General features: G+C 69.6%; 20 protein-coding genes. 14 read left to right on the top strand and 6 right to left on the bottom strand.

The genetic code is table 11. The features are described 5' to 3' along the window. Positions 1-5: 5 nt before the first annotated feature. On the top strand, positions 6-749 hold the full coding sequence (locus OHA88_RS13780; RefSeq protein WP_328625742.1) for a helix-turn-helix domain-containing protein: 744 nt from the start codon (positions 6-8) through the stop codon (positions 747-749). On the opposite strand, the gene OHA88_RS13775 is transcribed toward OHA88_RS13780, so the two are convergent. Further along, positions 686-1132, bottom strand: a complete 447-nt coding sequence (locus tag OHA88_RS13775) for a VOC family protein (protein WP_328625741.1) — start codon at positions 1130-1132, stop codon at positions 686-688. The two genes, OHA88_RS13780 and OHA88_RS13775, sit on opposite strands and share 64 nt — an antisense overlap. Before the next feature lie 61 nt (positions 1133-1193). On the opposite strand from OHA88_RS13775, the gene OHA88_RS44640 reads away from it, so the two are divergent. Next, positions 1194-1586, top strand: coding sequence for a phosphotransferase (locus OHA88_RS44640; protein WP_443044226.1), 393 nt, complete (start codon positions 1194-1196; stop codon positions 1584-1586). Here OHA88_RS44640 and OHA88_RS13765 read toward each other — a convergent pair. The 3 genes from OHA88_RS13765 to OHA88_RS13755 are packed head-to-tail and all read right to left on the bottom strand — an operon-like array spanning position 1496 to position 4789. After that, positions 1496-3040, bottom strand: a complete 1545-nt coding sequence (locus OHA88_RS13765) for a 3-hydroxyacyl-CoA dehydrogenase (RefSeq protein WP_328625740.1) — start codon at positions 3038-3040, stop codon at positions 1496-1498. The two genes, OHA88_RS44640 and OHA88_RS13765, sit on opposite strands and share 91 nt — an antisense overlap. Positions 3041-3089: 49 nt before the next feature. Continuing rightward, positions 3090-3851 carry a CoA-transferase subunit beta gene (locus OHA88_RS13760; RefSeq protein WP_326606339.1) on the bottom strand — a complete coding sequence of 254 codons (762 nt, stop codon included), beginning with the start codon at positions 3849-3851 and terminating at the stop codon, positions 3090-3092. Positions 3852-3877: 26 nt separating this feature from the next. Beyond that, positions 3878-4789 carry a CoA transferase subunit A gene (locus OHA88_RS13755; RefSeq protein WP_326634025.1) on the bottom strand — a complete coding sequence of 304 codons (912 nt, stop codon included), beginning with the start codon at positions 4787-4789 and terminating at the stop codon, positions 3878-3880. A 175-nt stretch (positions 4790-4964) separates the two neighbouring features. On the opposite strand from OHA88_RS13755, the gene OHA88_RS13750 reads away from it, so the two are divergent. The 5 genes from OHA88_RS13750 (at position 4965) to OHA88_RS13730 (ending at position 10791) form a co-directional block, all read left to right on the top strand. After that, positions 4965-5864 carry a LysR family transcriptional regulator gene (locus OHA88_RS13750; RefSeq protein ID WP_328625739.1) on the top strand — a complete coding sequence of 300 codons (900 nt, stop codon included), beginning with the start codon at positions 4965-4967 and terminating at the stop codon, positions 5862-5864. Positions 5865-6014: 150 nt separating this feature from the next. Then, positions 6015-7244, top strand: a complete 1230-nt coding sequence (locus tag OHA88_RS13745) for an acetyl-CoA C-acetyltransferase (RefSeq protein ID WP_328625738.1) — start codon at positions 6015-6017, stop codon at positions 7242-7244. Between the two features lie 224 nt (positions 7245-7468). Continuing rightward, entirely contained in the window at positions 7469-8812 is a 1344-nt protein-coding gene (locus OHA88_RS13740) for an MFS transporter (protein ID WP_328625737.1), read from the top strand. Between the two features lie 240 nt (positions 8813-9052). Further along, positions 9053-10276 (top strand): IS110 family transposase, encoded by a 1224-nt coding sequence (locus tag OHA88_RS13735; RefSeq protein WP_266999505.1) that lies wholly within the window; start codon positions 9053-9055, stop codon positions 10274-10276. 56 nt (positions 10277-10332) lie between these two features. Beyond that, positions 10333-10791 carry a MaoC family dehydratase gene (locus tag OHA88_RS13730; RefSeq protein ID WP_328625736.1) on the top strand — a complete coding sequence of 153 codons (459 nt, stop codon included), beginning with the start codon at positions 10333-10335 and terminating at the stop codon, positions 10789-10791. Between the two features lie 154 nt (positions 10792-10945). On the opposite strand, the gene OHA88_RS13725 is transcribed toward OHA88_RS13730, so the two are convergent. Continuing rightward, positions 10946-11716 (bottom strand): chaplin, encoded by a 771-nt coding sequence (locus tag OHA88_RS13725; protein ID WP_328629683.1) that lies wholly within the window; start codon positions 11714-11716, stop codon positions 10946-10948. A gap of 455 nt (positions 11717-12171) precedes the next feature. Here OHA88_RS13725 and OHA88_RS13720 point away from each other — a divergent pair, with 455 nt between their 5' ends. From OHA88_RS13720 to OHA88_RS13695, 6 genes are all read left to right on the top strand, one after another. Next, a complete protein-coding gene (locus OHA88_RS13720) occupies positions 12172-12582 on the top strand; it encodes a rodlin (protein ID WP_267000493.1) in 411 nt (136 codons plus the stop codon). A gap of 290 nt (positions 12583-12872) precedes the next feature. Continuing rightward, positions 12873-13106 carry a chaplin gene (locus tag OHA88_RS13715; protein ID WP_383374836.1) on the top strand — a complete coding sequence of 78 codons (234 nt, stop codon included), beginning with the start codon at positions 12873-12875 and terminating at the stop codon, positions 13104-13106. A gap of 439 nt (positions 13107-13545) precedes the next feature. Then, a complete protein-coding gene (locus OHA88_RS13710) occupies positions 13546-13836 on the top strand; it encodes a hypothetical protein (RefSeq protein ID WP_267000491.1) in 291 nt (96 codons plus the stop codon). Positions 13837-14027: 191 nt separating this feature from the next. After that, positions 14028-14438 (top strand): rodlin, encoded by a 411-nt coding sequence (locus tag OHA88_RS13705; protein WP_328625735.1) that lies wholly within the window; start codon positions 14028-14030, stop codon positions 14436-14438. A 233-nt stretch (positions 14439-14671) separates the two neighbouring features. Further along, entirely contained in the window at positions 14672-14875 is a 204-nt protein-coding gene (locus OHA88_RS13700) for a hypothetical protein (RefSeq protein WP_328625734.1), read from the top strand. Between the two features lie 134 nt (positions 14876-15009). Further along, on the top strand, positions 15010-15417 hold the full coding sequence (locus OHA88_RS13695; protein WP_328625733.1) for a rodlin: 408 nt from the start codon (positions 15010-15012) through the stop codon (positions 15415-15417). 126 nt (positions 15418-15543) lie between these two features. Here OHA88_RS13695 and OHA88_RS13690 read toward each other — a convergent pair whose 3' ends face one another. Next, a complete protein-coding gene (locus tag OHA88_RS13690) occupies positions 15544-16044 on the bottom strand; it encodes a DUF5949 family protein (protein WP_328625732.1) in 501 nt (166 codons plus the stop codon). Positions 16045-16409: 365 nt separating this feature from the next. Between OHA88_RS13690 and rsgA the strand changes: the two genes are divergently transcribed. Then, positions 16410-17582, top strand: coding sequence for a ribosome small subunit-dependent GTPase A (rsgA, locus tag OHA88_RS13685; protein ID WP_328625731.1), 1173 nt, complete (start codon positions 16410-16412; stop codon positions 17580-17582). Positions 17583-17655: the final 73 nt, after the last annotated feature.

Here is a 17655-nt window from a genome sequence, read left to right as displayed (position 1 = left end):
CAGGTATGGGCGAAAGGTACGCAGAGCGGGAGTCCCGCTTCGACGGGGCGATCGTCTGGACGCGGCAGGTGCCGCAGGGGCCTGTCCGGCCCGTGCTGCCCGACGGCTGCATGGACCTGCTCTGGATCGACGGCCGGCTGATCGTCGCCGGGCCCGACACCCACGCGTACGAACCCTCCGAAGGCACCGGCGGCCGGTTCACCGGCATCAGGTTCGCCCCGGGCACCGCCCCGGCCCTCCTCGGCGTACCGGCACACGAACTGCGCGACCTGCGGGTCGACCTCGCCGATCTGTGGCCGGGTACCCAGGTGCGCATACTCACCGAGCGCATCGCCGACGCCGCCGACCCCGGTGCCGCACTGGAGTCCCTGGCGCTGCGCCGGGCGGCCGCCACCGGGCCGCCGGATCCGCTGATGCGGTCCGTCGCAGGGCAGCTCGCGCAGGGGCGGTCGGTCGCCGCCACCGCGCACACGGCCGGTCTCGGCGCCCGGCAGTTGCACCGCCGATCGCTGGCGGCCTTCGGCTACGGGCCCAAGACCCTGGCCCGGATCCTGCGACTGCAGCGCGCACTGGCCCTCGTACGGACCGGCATGCCGTACGCCGATGCGGCGCTCGCGGCGGGCTGCACCGACCAGGCGCACCTCGCGCGGGAGATGCGCGAACTGGCCGGTACGACCCTGACCGCCTACTGCGAGGCGTCGGCGAAGAGTGACACCGCGCAGCCGTCCGGGTCGAGGACCACCGCGTAACGCTGCCCCCACACGGCGTCCCACGGCTTCAGATGGCCCTGGTACCCGGCGCCGGTCAGGTCGGCGTACACCGCGTCCACCTCCGTCGGGCTGTCGCAGACGAACGCGAGCCCGACCCGGTCACCCCCTTGCGAACCGGCCCACCCGGGGTCGAAGGAGCGGATGACGTCCTCGGTGTCCCACAGGATGCGCTGTCCGTTCGGCAGGGTCACTTCGACATGGGGTGCGGAGTCCGCTCCGGCGGGGATGTCGAGCCCGAGCCGGCGGTAGAAGGCGAGCGATGCGGCCAGATCCGCGGTGGTGATGCCGATCGCGTCGAGTCGTGGAGTCATGGTCCGAACGTAGAACGCAGCCGCACAGCGGGTCTTGTACGAATCGGTCATGCGCTGCCCCGGCGTGGCGGGCCGTGAAAAATCGGTTGAACCGGCAGGCAACCTCCTTGCGGTGCAGGGCAGGCTGAGCGCCGTCATCGACTTCGGCACGCCGGCCGTCGGTGATCCTGCGGTCGATCTGCTGCCCGCGTGGCTGTTCCTGCCGGCCGGGGCGCGGGACGTCTTCCGGACAGCGCTCGACGTCGACGACGCGACCTGGGCACGGGGGCGGGGCTGGGCCCTGGCGAGTTCCCTGCCGGTGCCCGACGACCCGGCGCGGGTCCGCGCCGCCCTGCATCAGCTCGACGAACTCGTCGCCGACCTCTGGATGGTTCGGATCGGGCCGGCTCGGGCCCGATCCGAACGGGACAGCCCTCAGCCCAGGCAGTCGACCGGGGAAGTCCCCGGGTCCGTCAGCGCCAGGCCCAGCTGGGCGCGCTCGGTGATCCAGCGGGCCGGGCGGTAGCGCGGGTCGCCGGTCGTCGTGTGCAGCGCCCGGTGCAGTTCCAGCATCCGGTCCGCGCCGATCCGGTCGCCCCAGGCCAGCGGCCCCACCGGATAGCCGAGACCGGTCGTGACGGCCAGATCGATGTCGGCCGGGGTGGCGAGGGAGCGCTCGGCGATCGACGCGGCGACGGAGACGATCGAGGCCAGCAGCCGCTGCGCGACCGAACCCGCCGTGTCCCGTACGACCGACACCGCGTACGGCTCGCCGTCGTCCTCCGCCGCCCGGGCCAGCACCGCGCGGGCGTCCCGTGCGGCGGCCGGGTCTGCCGCCGCCGTCACGGCGAGTACCCGGCGGCGGCCGACCGGAGGCAGCGGGTCCACTCCGAAGGTGCGCCCGGCGGGCAGCCGGTACGCGGCGACCGCGGCGGCCACGGTCGTGCCCCAGACCGGGACCAGCACCAGGGCGTCGGCGGACGGTTCGGCGCCGGTCTCGACGGTGGCGCCCGCCGCGGCCAGCGCCTCCCGGAGCGTGGCCGCGTCGGAGTCCGCCGCGTCCCCGACGACGTACACCGGCCGGTCCGCATCACCGGTGACCGGCGCCTCCGGAGCGGTGGCGGGCGCGTCGGAGCCGTACGCGAACCAGCCTTGCCCGGTCTTGCGGCCGTGCAGTCCCGCGGCCACCCGGTTCGGGGTGAGGTACGAGGGGCGGAGCCGGTCCGCGTACCGGAAGCCCTCCCAGATCGAGTCGATGACCGCTGCCGTCACATCCAGACCGGTGAGGTCCATCAGCTCGAACGGGCCCATCCGCAGGCCGAGCACGTCACGCGCGATCCGGTCGATGCCTGCCGGGTCGGCGACCGACTCCTCCAGCAGCGCGAGCGCCTCGGTCACCAGACCGCGACCGGCGTGGTTGACGAGGAAGCCGGGGGTGTCGGCGACCGTCACCGCCCGGTGGCCGCAGCTCTCGACGAGCGCGGTGAGGGCCGGCGGGATCTCCGGGCGGGTGGCCGCACCCGGCACGATCTCGACGATCTTCATCAACGGCACAGGGTTGAAGAAGTGCAGCCCGGCCAGGCGCGTAGGGTCCTTCAGCGCCGCGGCGATCCGGGTGACCGACAGGGAGGAGGTGTTGGTCGCGAACACGGCCGAGGCGGGCAGCGCCTGCTCCAGCCGGCCGAAGACCTCCGCCTTGGTGCCGAGGTCCTCCCGCACCGCCTCGATGACCAGCTCGACGTCCGGCCCGTCCGCCCACGGATCATCGAGCGGAACCAGCCGCTCCAGGGTGGCGGCGCAGTCCTCGGCGGACAGCCGGCCCTTCTGTACGGCGCGGTCGAGCATGGACCGTACGAAGTCGAGGGCCGCGGTCACCGCCTCGGTGCGTACGTCGCACAGCTCGACGGTGTGTCCGGCGGTCGCGGCCCACTGGGCGATACCACGGCCCATGGCTCCGGCGCCGACGATCCTGATACGCATGGCAGTTGAGGTCCTCTCGGATGCGGGTGAGCGGGTGCGACTAGTCGCCTCAGCGAAGATAGACGCGTTCGGGGTCGACGTCCTCGCGCAGCAGCCGCAGTTCCTCGGCGGTCGGCGGCGGTACGGTCTCCACCGTGTCGGCGACCGACAGGTCCCAGCCCGTGGCCGCGCGTACCTGTTCGACCGTGACACCCGGGTGGACGGCGACGAGCCGCAGCTCCTCGCCGATGCCCGCGCGGGCCAGGATGCCCAGTTCGGTGATGACCCGGGTGACGCCGATGCCCAGCGGCCGGATGCCCTCGGCGAGCGCCCGGTCGGGCCCGGGCGTGGTGCAGAAGTCGAGGGTCGCGGTGAAGGAGCGCGGGGTGTGACGGCGCATCACCACGAAGACCTCACGGGAGTTGGCCATCACCTCGACGCCGCCGCCGGAGCCGGGCAGCCGGACCGTCGGGCTGTCCCAGTCGCCGATCACGGAGGTGTTGAGATTGCCGTGGCGGTCGATCTGCGCGGCCCCCAGGAACCCGACGTCGATATGGCCGCCCTGCAGTACGCAGCCGAAGAGCGCCGGCATGGAGAGGACCGCCTCGGCGCCCGTGATGAGGACGGCGTCGGCGATGGTCTCCGGCAGGTGGGAGGGGTGCGCGCCGCAGACCCCGGACTCGTACACGACCTCGATGTCCGGAGCGACCGTCAGATGGGCCAGCTCCGTGGCGAGGGTCGGCAGGCCGATGCCGGCGAACACGGTGCGGCGCGCGACCAGTTCGCGCGAGGCGACGACGGAGAGCAGCTCCGACGAGGTGACGGTGGTCATGCCCTGCTCCTTCTCGTGTTCCGTACTCACAGTCGCCGCCCGTAGTTCACCGGTTCGCTGAGCGCCTCGCCGACCGCCAGACCCGCCCAGAACTCGTCGCCGAGCCTGTCGACGTACTCGGCGTGGTCGGCCGTCCCGCGCACCCACTCGTCCAGCCACTCCTGCAGCCGCTGCGGATCCTTGCTGATCTGCGACCAGGCCCGGTAGAAGGCGTTGTCCCGGTCGTAGTAACCCTGCGCGAACGAGGGGTGCGCACCGCGTGGGCAGGCGACGACGGCGTCGACCGCATGGGCCGGGACGAGCGTACGGTTCGGGTCCGAGCGGATCACCTCGTCGTCGACTATCTCCTCCACGACGACGATCGCCTTGTCCGCCGCGTACACGGCTTCGGCCTGGATGCCGGTCAGGCCCCATATCTGGGTGTTGCCGCGACGGTCGGCCCGCTGGGCGTGGATGATCGTGACATCCGGGTTGACGGGCGGCACCACGTAGATCTGCTCGGGTTCGCCGTCCGGGCCCGGATAGGGCGAAGTGACCTTCCGCAGATCGCTGTTGACGGACGGCAGATCGCTGCCGCCGTACGAGCGCAGCGGATAGAACGGCAGCCGCTGGGAGCCGGCGAGATAGCGGCAGATCATGCCGTAATGGCTGTACTCCTCGAAGACGAGCGGCGCGGGATCGCCGGTCTCCACCCGCCGTCGCAGCTCGCCGAGCGAACCGGCCGAGGAGTTGCCGACGAACGAGGAGACCAGCCGCGACACACACCCCGCCGCGATCATCTGGTCGACGACGATGTCGGCGGTCATCCGGACGACGGTGAGGTCGCGGCGGCCCTGGCGGATGATCTCGTGGCCCGCGGCGGTCGGGATGAGATGGGTGAAACCTTCGAGGCAGACGGTGTCGCCGTCGTGGACGAAGGAGGCGATGGCCTCCCTCATCGACAGTGTCTTGTCCGTCCTGTCAGTCCTGTCCGCCCTGTCCGTTGTGGCCACGGTGCTCGGTGCTCCTCTGCGTGTGCGTGCGCGTCGCCCCACCGTGTCAGCGGCCATTGATTGCTGTCCAATACCAAATTAAGGTCGAATCAAGACTCCTGATTTATGAATGAGGTGGGGAATGGAGCTGCGTCATCTGTCCGCGTTCATCGCAGTGGCCGAGGAGCTGCACTTCGGCCGGGCCGCCAAGCGCCTGCAGATGGCCCAGCCGCCGCTGAGTCAGCAGATCCGGCAGCTGGAGAAGGAGCTCGGCGTCCAGCTCTTCGAGCGCAACACCCGCTCGGTGCGGCTCACCAGCGCGGGGGAGTCGTTCCTCCAGCCGGTGCGGACCGTGCTCGACGACCTCGACACGGCGGTACGGGCCGCCAGGGCGGCCGGCCGCGGCGAGTACGGGCGGGTCACCATCGGCTTCGCCGGCGCCTCCAGCCACGAGACACTGCCGCTGCTCACCAGGGCGGTGCGCGCCGCCCATCCCGCCCTGGAACTGGTCATGAAAGGCCAGACGTACGCGGATGTCGCCCTCGCAGGAGTGGCGGACGGCTCGCTCGACCTCGGATTCGTCCGGCTGCCCGTGACCCGGCCGGGCGTGCAGTACCGGGTCATCGACGAGGAGGAGCTGGTCTGTGCCCTGCCCTCCGACCACCCGCTCGCCAGGCTGGAGCGGGTCCCGATCGAGGTGCTCGCCGAGGAATCTTTCGTCTCCTTCCCCGCCAACACCGGCTCCACCGTGCGGGACGCGACCGTCGGGGCGTGCGAGGCGGCCGGATTCAACCCGCGCGTGGTGCAGGAGGCCCCCGACTCGTACACCATCCTGGCCCTGGTCGCCGCGGGCGTCGGCGTGACGCTCACCGTCACCTCCTGCCAGCACATCCAGCAGAACGGCCTGGTCTACCGACCGCTCGCCGGGCCGCCGATCCGGCTTCAGGCGGCGCTGGCCTGGCGGACCGACAATCCGTCCGCCGCCCTGCGCGCGGTACTCGCTGTCGCGGAGAGCGCGCTGCCGACCCCGGTCGGGGATTGAGACGCGTCGCGTCTTGAACCAGGGTGAACTGGATATTGGACCGACTCAGTCACCGGGTGCGAGGGTCGGTGGACACCCACCAGTGCTTCCAGAACCGCATGTACGCGCACTCGTCCCTGTCATCCGCCCGTGCCACCGGAAGGTCCCGCCGTGCCCGACCAGCAGCCCGACATCGTCATCTGTGAACCGCTGCGCACCCCCATCGGCCGCTTCGGCGGGGCCTTCGCCCAGCAGACACCGGCCGCGCTCGCCGCAGGTGTGATCGCCGAGATCGTCGCCCGCACCGGCATCGACCCGGCGAAGGTCGACGAAGTGATCCTCGGCCACGCCTACCCGTCCTCCGACGCCCCCGCCATCGGCCGGGTCGCCGCCCTCGACGCCGGACTCCCGGAGTCCGTGACCGGCGCCCAGATCGACCGCCGCTGCGGCTCCGGCCTGCAGGCCGTACTCGACGCGGCGATGCAGATCCGGGCGGGCTTCAGCGACATCGTGATCGCGGGCGGCGTCGACGTGATGAGCGCCGCCCCCTACTACACGCACGACGGCCGCTGGGGCATCAAGGGTCCCGGCCTCCAGCTGCACGACTCCCTGGCCCGCGGCCGGGTCACGGCGGGCGGCGTCAACCATCCGGTCCCCGGCGGCATGATCGAGACCGCGGAGAACCTGCGGCGGGAGTACGCCATCAGCCGCGCCGACCAGGACGCGCTCGCCCTGCGCTCGCAGCAGCGCGCCGCCCGGGCCGCGGCCGAGGGACGCTACGACGCGGAGACCGTCCCCGTCACCGTACGCACCCGCAAGGGCGAGACGACCGTCACCGCCGACGAGCACCCGCGCCCCGACACCACCGCCGAACAACTCGCCGCGCTGCGCCCGATCATGCTGAAGTCCGACCCGGACGCCACCGTCACCGCGGGCAACGCCAGCGGGCAGAACGACGCGGCCGCCGCCTGCCTGGTGACGAGCGCGGCGACAGCCGAACGCCTCGGCCTGACTCCGCTGGTGCGTCTGGTCTCCTTCGCCCGCGCCGGAGTCCCGGCCGCGACGATGGGGATCGGCCCGGTCCCGGCGACCCGTGCGGCACTCGCCCGCGCCGGACTCGGCCTCGCCGACCTCGACCTGATCGAGCTCAACGAGGCGTTCGCCGCCCAGGTCCTGGCCTGCACCCGCGAACTGGGCCTCGGCGACACCGACCACGAGCAGCGGATCAACGTCAACGGTTCCGGGGTCTCCCTCGGCCACCCGGTCGGCGCCACCGGCGCCCGCATCCTGGCCACGCTGACCCGGGAGATGCACCGGCGCGAGGCGCGCTACGGCCTGGAGACCATGTGCATCGGCGGCGGCCAGGGCCTCGCCGCGATCTTCGAGCGCATCGCGGCCTGACAGGTACCGCGCTCGTCGCACCAACGGCAGCTGACCGGCAGTGAGATGCCCGGCGTCTCACTGCACCAGCAATTCGGTATTGGACCGTTCCAGGTCCCGGTCGGCACCGTAACCGCCACCACACCCGGCAGCCGTTCCCAGGTCCCTCGCTGCGCTGCCGCCACAGGCGTCTCGGGCGACGCCCCCACCATCCGCTTGATCGACGACGTTCACGGGAGCCATGCATGAGTGCGTCCACCGCTACCCCACGAGAGCGCACCAGAGCCGCCAACCGCGCCGGATTCGGAGCCTTCATCGGTTCGACCATCGAATGGTTCGACTTCTACATCTACGGCACCGCGGCGGCGCTGGTCTTCGACAAGGTGTTCTTCCCCGAACTCGACGGCGCCATAGGCACCCTGGTCGCCTTCGCGACCTTCTGGGTCGGCTTCCTCGCCCGCCCCATCGGCGGCGTCATCTTCGGCCACTACGGCGACCGCCTCGGCCGCAAGAAGACGCTCGTCATCACCTTGCTGATGATGGGCATCTCGACCACCGCGATCGGTCTGCTGCCGGGCTACGCCTCCATCGGCATCGCCGCCCCGATCCTGCTGGTCGCCATCCGCATGGTGCAGGGCATCGGCCTCGGCGGCGAGTGGGGCGGCTCGGTCCTGATCGCCTCCGAGCATGCCCCGAAGGGCAAGTCGGTGCTGTACGGGGCGTTCGCCCAGCAGGGCTCGCCCGTCGGCAACACCCTCTCCACGCTGAGCTTCCTGGCGATCAGCCAGCTGCCCGACGAGGCGTTCGTCTCCTGGGGCTGGCGCCTGCCGTTCCTCTTCTCCGCCGCCCTCGTCATCGTCGGGCTGTTCGTCCGGCTGAAGGTCGCCGAGTCCCCGGCGATGGCGAACCTCATCCAGAAGAAGGAGGTCGTCAAGGTTCCGCTGACCGAAGTCCTGCGCACCCAGCCCATGCTGATCGTCCTCGGCATCGGCGCCTGCACCATCGGCCTGTCGGCGACGTACTTCAAGTCGACGTTCGCCCTGTCCTGGGCCACCTCGTCGCTCGACTTCGACCGCAGCTCCTTCCTGACGATCATCCTGGTCGCCAACATCACGCAGATCGTCTTCCAGCCGTTCGGCGCACTCATCGCCACCCGGATGAAGAGCTGGTCCCGGGCGGTGACGGTGATGCTGCTGCCTGAACTGATCCTGATGCCTCTGATGTTCATCCTGATCAGCACCGAGAACTACGGTCTGGCGATGGTCGGCGTCGCCGTCGCGACCATCCCGCACTGCCTCTACTACGCGGCTCTCGCCGGCATGCTCGCCAGCCGCTTCCCGGCCCATCTGCGGTACACCGGCATCTCGCTCTGCTACCAGCTCTGCGGCACGCTCCTCGGCGGAACGACCCCGATCATCGGCCAGTTCCTGCTGAACCGCACCGGCTCGATCACCGCCGTCATCGCCTACGCCGTCCTCCAGGTGGTGCTGACCCTGGGCTGCATGCTGCTCCTCCTCAAGCGCCCCAACCACGACGAACAGGCCGCGGAGCCGCTTGCCGCACCGCGCACCGCCCCCGTCACCGCCTAATGGGAGCTACGGAGTCGGGGAATGCTCGGTTCCGTAGCCGCCAGCAGGTGAGCACTATCGCCGCCGGAACCAGCCGAGTTCTGGAGTCAGACCGTGCCCCTGCTGGTCGGCCGGGAGGCCAGACCGCTGATGGGGTGGCGTGCCCGCCCCACGGGGGCGTGAGCACTGGATCCATTAGGCCGCGTGCCGCGCCTTCCGCAGGCTGCACCGCTGTGTCAAGTACGAGACGGGGAGGGTCTGTTGCTGCTGATCGGTGATGACTGGGCCGAGGACCACCACGATGTCGAGGTCCAGGACGAGACCGGCCACAAACTGGCCGCCGCGAACCTGCCCGAAGGGGTGGCAGGCATCGCGAAGCTGCACGAACTGATCGCCCGCCACGGCGGCGCGGACCTGGACCCAGCCGAGGTCGTGGTCGGCATCGAGACCGACCGCGGCTCGTGGGTGCAGGCCCTGATCGCCTCCGGCTACCAGGTGTTCGCGATCAACCCCCGCCAGGTCAACCGCTTCAAGGAACGCTATGCCTCCTCCGGCGCCAAGAGCGACAAGGGCGACGCGCACGCGCTGGCGGACATGGTCCGCATCGACCGGGACCAGCTTCGACCGGTGGCCGGGGACAGCGAGCAGGCCCAGGCCGTCAAGGTCGTCGCCCGTGCTCACCAGAGCCTGATCTGGGAACGCACCCGCACCTTCCAGCGGCTGCGTTGCACTCTGCGCGAGTACTTCCCAGCCGCTTTGGCCGCATACGCGGACCTGACACTGACCAGCACGGACGCGCTGGAACTGCTGATCAAGGCACCTGCCCCGGCAGCCGGGGCAAAGCTGACCCGCACCCAGATCACCGCCGTCCTGACGCGCCACCGCCGCCGCAACCGGGACGCGAAAGCGGCCACCATCCAGGCCGCGCTGCGTGAGCCGCAACTTGGTCTGCCCGAACCGGTCACCGCCGCCTACGCGGCCACCGCCACCGCCCACGCCCGCTTGATCATCGCGCTGAACGAGCAGATCGCCGCGATGGAAGAGCAGGTGAAGACCCATTTTCTGGCGCACCCGGACGCTGAGATCTACCTCTCGATGCCTGGCATCGGGGAGATCACCGGCGCCCGGGTGCTTGCCGAGTTCGGAGACGATCCCACCCGATACGCCAACGCGAAAGCCCGCAAGAACTATGCCGGCACCAGCCCCATCACCCGAGCCTCCGGCAAGAGCCACAGCGTCCAGGCCCGCTACGTCCGCAACAACCGCCTCGCCGACGCCCTGCAATCCCAGGCGTTCGCTGCCCTGCGATCACCGGGCGCCCGCCGCTACTACGACAAGCAACGCGCCCGCGAGGTCGGCTACAACCCCGCCCTCCGCCAGCTCGGCAACCGGCTCGTCGGCATCCTCCACGGCTGCCTCAAAACCCGTACCCACTACGACGAAGCCACCGCCTGGTCACACCATGCCTACACCTCTGCCGCTTGACCTCAAACGACATGGGGTGTCTGACTCCCACTGCGAGCAAGAACGGAGCGCGGACCATGCCGCTGACCGTGCACGGCATCCCGGAGATCCTCACCCTGAGCGGGCGCGACCTGGGCCACTCCGGCTGGAAGGAGATCACCCAGGAACTCATCGACGCGTACGCGTACGTCTCCGGGGACCACCAGTGGATCCACACCGACACCGAACGCGCCGCGATGGGCCCGTACGGACGCACCATCGCCCATGGGTACATGGTCCTCAGCTGGGGGATCCCGATGTTCGGTGAACTGCCTCAGGTGCAAGGCGTGGGACGGGCACTCAACTACGGGGTCAACAAGGTCCGTTATCCCGCGCCGGTACCGGTCGGCAGCCGCGTGCGGCTGCATGCGTCGGTCGTCGGTGTGAAGGAGGTCGCGCGGGGCGGCGTACAGATGACCCGCGCCTTCACCTTCGAACTCGAAGGGTCCGAGAAACCGGCCTGCGTGGCCGAGTCGCTCACGCACTTCTACCCGTAGGGGCGTCGCCCCTGTGCGCACCGACTGCCGGGTGACGCAGGGAGATGCCCCGCATGTACGCGAGGCCGGCGGAACACGACAGGTCCGGCAGGACAGCTGATGCTGTCCTGCCGGACCTGTCGCTATTTCCCTGTTACGAAATTCTGCGCATACGTCAGTTCCGCGAAGCGCGGGCGCGGCGCATCAGCAACGTGCCGCCGAGCAGAAGAGCAGCACTGCCACCGGCCGCCACCCCGAGGTCTGCTGCGCCGGTGCGGGCCAGCTGAGAGCCGGGGGTGTTCACGCCGGCAGGGATCACGGTGGGGGGCTCGACGACGGGCGGTTCGACGACGGGGGGCTCCACGACCGGGGGCTCCACGACGGGCGGTTCGACGACGGGGGGCTCCACGACCGGGGGCTCCACGACGGGCGGTTCGACGACGGGGGGCTCCACGACCGGGGGCTCCACGACGGGGGGCTCGACGACCGGGGGCTCCACGACGGGCGGTTCGACGACGGGCGGTTCGCCCGTCGACGGCCGGCTCCCGTTGGAGCAATGGTTGCCCGCCGCGGGGTTCAGTGCGCCGACGACATCGACAGTGTTGCCGCAAGCGTTGACCGGGACGTCGACCGGAACCTGGACCAGGTTGCCCGACAGCACACCGGGGGAGTTGCTGGTGCCACCGACGGCACTCGCGCCCTGGGCCCCGCCGTCGTCCGAGCGGTCGCTCGCGTTCTCGCACGTGTTACCGAATGCCGGGTTCAGCAGACCGACCACATTGGCGGTGTTGCCGCAGACATTGACGGGAACGTGGACCGGCACCTGTACGGCATTGCCCGAGCCGACGCCCGGCGAGCCGGCAGCGGAGCCGTCGGCCGAAGCATCCGCCTGTGCATATCCGCCTGCCGCGGTCAGGATGCCTGACGCCGCCGCCATGACGAGCATGCTCTTACTCAAAGCTTTTCGCATTGGTTGCCCTTCCTTAGGACATTTCGCGCGGGCGGATCGCCCGCAGTTCATTCATCAGGCGGTGCAGCTACCGCCGGGGAAACCGTCCCGGCGGCTCGCCATACGCGATTCGGCAAGCGGCGGTCACGGCTCAGCGGAACTCACACGGACTCCTCTGACACGCGTTCCGAACTCGCGCTTGACGACACCCATAACGACAAAGATTTGGTGGGGGAAACTAAGAATTCCGTGGAAATTATGTAACCACCCGGACGGATTACGTACGGGTGTTCGTCACCCTGTGACGCAGTCAGTGCGACGGGTTCCGCGACGCGCTTCGGTGCGAGCGTCGAGGCGACCCGGCATTCGGGTGAATGGAGAGAACCAAACGCCCGGCAGTGAGTTGGTCAGAGTGCTCCGACGCGGGGCATCAAGTACGAGAAGGGTTAATCGTGATCAAGAAGGTCCTGGCTACGGGTGCCGTCGCAGCCTCCATCGTCGGCATCTCGGCGACGCTTGCTCCGCAGGCGATGGCCATCGGCAACGACACCGGTACCACCTCGGTCAACGGCAACGGCTCTTCGCAGTCGTTCGGCAACTCCGAGACCCGTGGTGACTGGAGCCCGCAGTTCGGCCTGGTCCAGGGCAGCCTGAACAAACCCTGCGTCGGCCTGCCGGCCAAGGCGAACGCCGGTTCGCTCGTCGGTGTGGTCCCGGTCGCGGTCCAGGACGTCAACGTCCTGTCCTCGCCGCAGAACCAGCAGTGCACGGAGAACTCCACCCAGGCCAAGGGTGACGAGCCGCTGTCGCACATCCTGGACGGCATTCCGGTGCTCTCGGGCAACGGCACCGGCAACAGCTGAGCCGGACGCAAAGGCCCGGGCCCGCCGGGGTTCCTCCTACGCGGGGCCCGGGCCTGCTGTTGCCTGTCGGTCCCTCGGCGCAACGGAAAATCGAATGATCCCTGCGGTTGTGCCGAGTAGTGAATGTTGCATCATTCGGGCGGATTTTCAGGAATCTTCTTCTTGAAGAGTTTCGCGCACGGTCTTAAGTCGTTACCAATTGTAGTGGCGGAGTTACGAGCGTTCAGGAATGCGCTCGTGCGGCACGAAAGTCGTGGCCGCTCCGGACTCCGTCAAAGAAAGGGATGAAAGTGAAGTACACCAAGGTTGCCGCCATCGCCGCCGGAACCCTGATGGCGATCGGTGCCGCAACTCCCGCCTTCGCCGACTCCGGTGCCGAGGGCGCGGCCAACAACTCCCCGGGTGTCCTTTCCGGCAACGTCGTTCAGGTTCCGATTCACGTCCCGGTCAACGTCTGTGGCAACACGCTGAACGTGATCGGCCTGCTCAACCCCGCGTTCGGAAACGCCTGCTCCAACGGCTGAATTCCGGTCGGCTGAGCCCAGTGCTCACCGTCGGTCCGCCCCGGATCGCACCTCGCGTGCGATCCGGGGCTTTCCTCTTTCCGCGTGCTCCGTTCCGCGGGTTCGCCGTGCTTCCGGATGAGGCGGAACGGCCGGAGTCGTTCCGCATCGCCCGCGGCGCGGTGCGCCGGCGGCTGGAGGCGAACACCCGGACGGCTGCGCGGAACGGAGCACTTGACAGTGCACCACCCATTCCGGCCGTGGAACCCCTGCAACACTCGTTCCAGTGAATAGTCATGCGATCGATCGAGTGGTCCACCAGAAAAGGTGGGCCGTGCAGTTTCCCGACCGGAACCGAATCGTTACCCAGGTCGAAAGCGGCAGAAGTCACAGGTAAAGAAGGCTTGTGCGGCGCGGGGACGCGACCGAAACAGATGCCGCCGCAGAAGGGAACCTGAAAGTGAAGTACGCGAAGACTGCTGCGTTCGTTGCCGGTTCCGTGGTTGCTCTCGGAACGGCTGCTCCCGCCTTCGCCGTTACCACCGCCACGGCCCCCGGCTTCAGCCTCGACGGCGGCGTCAACCAGGTGTTGGCCGCAGCCCCGCAGGGCATCGACCCGATCGTCGACACCGTCGGTGGCGCCACGGAATCGGTGCAGAAGAAGGGCGCCGTCACCAAGGCCGCCGGTCAGGCCACCGGTGCGGCCAAGAGCGCGGCTCCGCTGCTCGGTGGCGTGCCCTTCGGTGGCTGATCCGTCAAGGGACGGCAGTTCCCATCGCATTCGCGGTGATTGCAATTCTCCGGTATCGCTACCGCGCATTCGGCAACATCCGGAAGGCAGAAGCCCCGTTCGGGTGAAGTGGCACATCCGATCCCGCCGGAGCGAGTTGATCAAGGCGCTCCGGACAGGCGGACAACGGAAGACCCCAGAAGGGCTATTTGATGATCAAGAAGATTATGGCCTCGGCAGCTGCGGCTGCTGCGATCGTCGGCGTCTCCGCCGCGATCGCCCCGCAGGCCATGGCCATCGGCAACGACACCGGTACGACGTCGTACAACGGCAACGGCAACGCGCAGTCGTTCGGCAACTCGGCCACCCAGGGTGACTGGAGCCCGCAGTTCGCACTGGTCCAGGGCTCGCTCAACAAGCCCTGCGTCGGCCTGCCGGCCAAGGCCGACGTCGGTTCGCTCGTCGGTGTGGTCCCGGTCGCGGTCCAGGACGTCAACGTCCTGTCCTCGCCGCAGAACCAGCAGTGCACGGAGAACTCCACCCAGGCCAAGGGTGACGAGGCTCTGTCGCACATCCTGGACGACATCCCGGTCCTGTCCGGCAACGGCACCGGCAACAACTAGAGCCTCACCGCTCCGGAGGCCTTTCCCCGATACGCCGTGGGGCCAGTTCTTCCACGCGGCGGCCATTCCTCGGCGCCCCGGACGGACTGGCCCCTCGTCGTGCGCGCAAGGGTGATACGCCAGGGATCTCGGGACGGTCCTCAGTCCGCCGAAAACCCTCGATGGAGGGGTGTACTGGGCCGGTTGCCGTAGTGGCGGCTGCGGTCGGCCGCCGTACCGGGTAAAGGCCCGTCATGGACCATTACGACAGTCAGCGCCCGTGCGGCCGGCACCGGCACACGGAGGACGTCACACCCATCTACGACCGGCTGCTCGCCGAGTGGCAGGCAGTCCGGCGGGCCAGGCAGCAGTCCTTGCCGCGCCCCGAGTCCGATCCGCCCTGCGCGGGTCGCCTCCTCCCCGCGGCGCGCACCTCCGGCGAGATGTTGGGTGACTGATCGGACCTTGAGGCGGTCGCCCGCTTCGAACTCGCTCTGGATCCAACCCATTTGAGTGGTACTGCGGAACTGACGCTTCCGTATCCGGTTGATCAGTGCGTTCCAGAACGGGGCGCTCTGAAGGGTGAAGCGTGATGAAGAAGATGATGGCCGGCGCGGCAGTGGCCGTATCCCTGGTCGGTCTTTCGGCTGCCGCGGCTCCCTCGGCCATGGCGATCGGCAATGACCAGGGCACCACGTCGGTCAACGGGAACGGGACGCAGCAGCAGTTCGGCAACAGCGTGACCCAGGGCGACGGCAGCCCGCAGCTGCAGCTCGTCCAGGGCTCGCTGAACAAGGCGTGCGTCGGCCTGCCGGCCAAGGCCGACGTCGGCTCGGTCGTGGGCCTGGTGCCCGTCGCGGTCCAGGACGTCAACGTCCTGTCCTCGCCGCAGAACCAGCAGTGCACGGAGAACTCCACCCAGGCCAAGGGTGACGAGGCTCTGTCGCACATCCTGGACGACGTCCCGGTCCTGTCGGGCAACGGCGCCAACAACAGCTGACGCCGCGTGAGCTGCGGGCGGTCCAGGGGTACCCCCGGGCCGCCCGCTCTCCCCTGTGGGGCGGCGCACGACGATGCCCACCGCTCGACGGGGGGCGGTGGGCATCGGACGGACCGGGCGGGCGGGTCAGCCCAGGGAGCGCACCGGCAGAAGACAGTGGGCGGAGGTCATGACGACCTCTTCGTCGGCGGCGAAGGAGCGCAGCAGCTCCTCGCTGACCGGCCGGCCCGGCACCGCCTCCGGCCACGGGCGGGTGGCGAACATCGCGTAGACCTCGCCCCGGTCGCGGGCCGCGACCAGCCACTCGGCCGGCACCCGGTACTGCGCGGTGAAGTGGGGCAGCGTCAGTACGGCCTGACCGGCCTGGACCAGGAGCTTCACCGGGAGGCCCGGCGTCTCGGCGGCGCGCACGAGACGGGCGCCGACCGGCAGCCCGCAGCGCTCCAGTGCCACTCGCATCGCGGCCTCACCGGCGGCCGGGCCGTCCGTCCCGTCGCCCAGCGAGTAGACGAGCAGGAAGGCGACATCGTGTCCGCCGCCGGGGTGCTCCCCGCTCCACCCGATCAGGGAGAGCGTGCCCAACCGGGCTTGTGTGAACGTGCCGGTGGCGGTCCGGGGTGAGGTCATGCTCGGCACCATAACGGCCATGGAACGGTCGTTGTACGCCAGTTTCACCTGATCGAGGGAGACTTCGTGATAACTCCGACGAACGTCCCGGACCGGTCCGCCGCGAGGACCTGAGGCAATAAATGTGTTGACGGCGTCGGGCGGCTCCCGGCTATCGTGTGCAGCGTTGCGGCCGGCGGACATACCGCCGGTGTCGGCCCGTGCTGTGAACCAGGAGGTGAGGACATTGATGACTGTCGTTGCGGTGGGCGCTGCCCACAACCGGAAGAGCATCGTTCTCACCCCCGTGGTCGCCGGCTGACCTTCTTTCGTACTTCTCCGCGCCCGAGTGCGCGTTGCCGGGGCCACCCTCCGAAGGGTTTCCCTTGTCTTTCTCCCCGCTTTCCCCGCTCTCCTCCAACGTCGGCCCGTCCTCGTCGCATCCGCTGTCGCCGTACGGCTGGGACGACGCCTGGGCGGCCGAGTTCGCACCGCACGCCGCAAAGGGGCTGCTGCCCGGACGGGTGGTGCGGGTGGACCGTGGTCAGTGCGATGTCGTCACCCCCGACGGCACCGTCCGCGCGGACACCGCGTTCGTCGTCCCCCGCGACCCGATGCGGATCGTCTGCACGGGCGACTGGGTCGCCGTCGACCCCGACGGTGATCCGCAGTTCGTACGGACACTGCTGCCGCGGCGCACCGCCTTCGTGCGCTCGACGTCGTCGCAGCGCTCCGAAGGGCAGGTGCTCGCCACCAACGTCGACCACATCGCCATCTGCGTCTCGCTCGCCGTGGAGCTCGACCTGGGGCGGGTGGAGCGCTTCCTCGCGCTCGCCATGTCCAGCTCCAGCGGTGACGCGCTGCTGCGGGACGGTGCGTCCGCCACGGACGGTGCAGCCCAGCCGATCGTGGTGCTGACCAAGGCCGATCTGGTGCCGGACGCCGACACGCTGTCGTATTTCGTCCAGGACATCGAAGCCATCGCGCCCGGTGTGCAGGTGCTGCCCGTCAGCTCCGCCACCGGGGAGGGGCTCGACGTCTTCGGTGCCATCGTCTCGGGCGGCACGAGTGTGCTGCTCGGGGCGTCCGGTGCGGGCAAGTCGACCCTTGCCAACACGCTGCTCGGCGACGACGTGATGGAAGTGCAGGCCGCCCGTGACGTAGACGGCAAGGGCCGGCACACCACCACGACCCGCAACCTGCTGGTTCTGCCCTCCGGGGGCGTACTGATCGACACACCCGGACTGCGCGGGGTCGGACTCTGGGACGCGGAGACCGGCGTCGGTCAGGTCTTCTCGGAGATCGAGGACCTGGCCCGGCGATGCCGGTTCCACGACTGCGCCCATCAGTCCGAGCCCGGCTGCGCGGTACTCGCCGCGATCGACGACGGTTCGCTCTCCGAGCGGCGTCTCGACAGCTTCCGCAAGCTGCTGCGCGAGAACCAGCGCATCGTCGCCAAGACCGATGCCCGGGTGCGGTCCGAGATGCTGCGCGAATGGAAGCGCAGGGGGGCCGCGGGCCGGGCCGCCATGGACGCGAAGCGGGGCCGGGTGCGGTAGTGCCGCGCCCCGGCCGGGGGCGCCGGGTCGACGTCCGAAAACCGCGAGTGCGCCACCGCTCGGTGGCGCACAC

The organism is Streptomyces sp. NBC_00353, assembly GCF_036108815.1.
GTDB lineage: Bacteria > Actinomycetota > Actinomycetes > Streptomycetales > Streptomycetaceae > Streptomyces.
The sequence above is the reverse complement of the archived record's forward strand: the minus strand, read 5'-3'. Positions and strand labels throughout refer to the sequence as shown.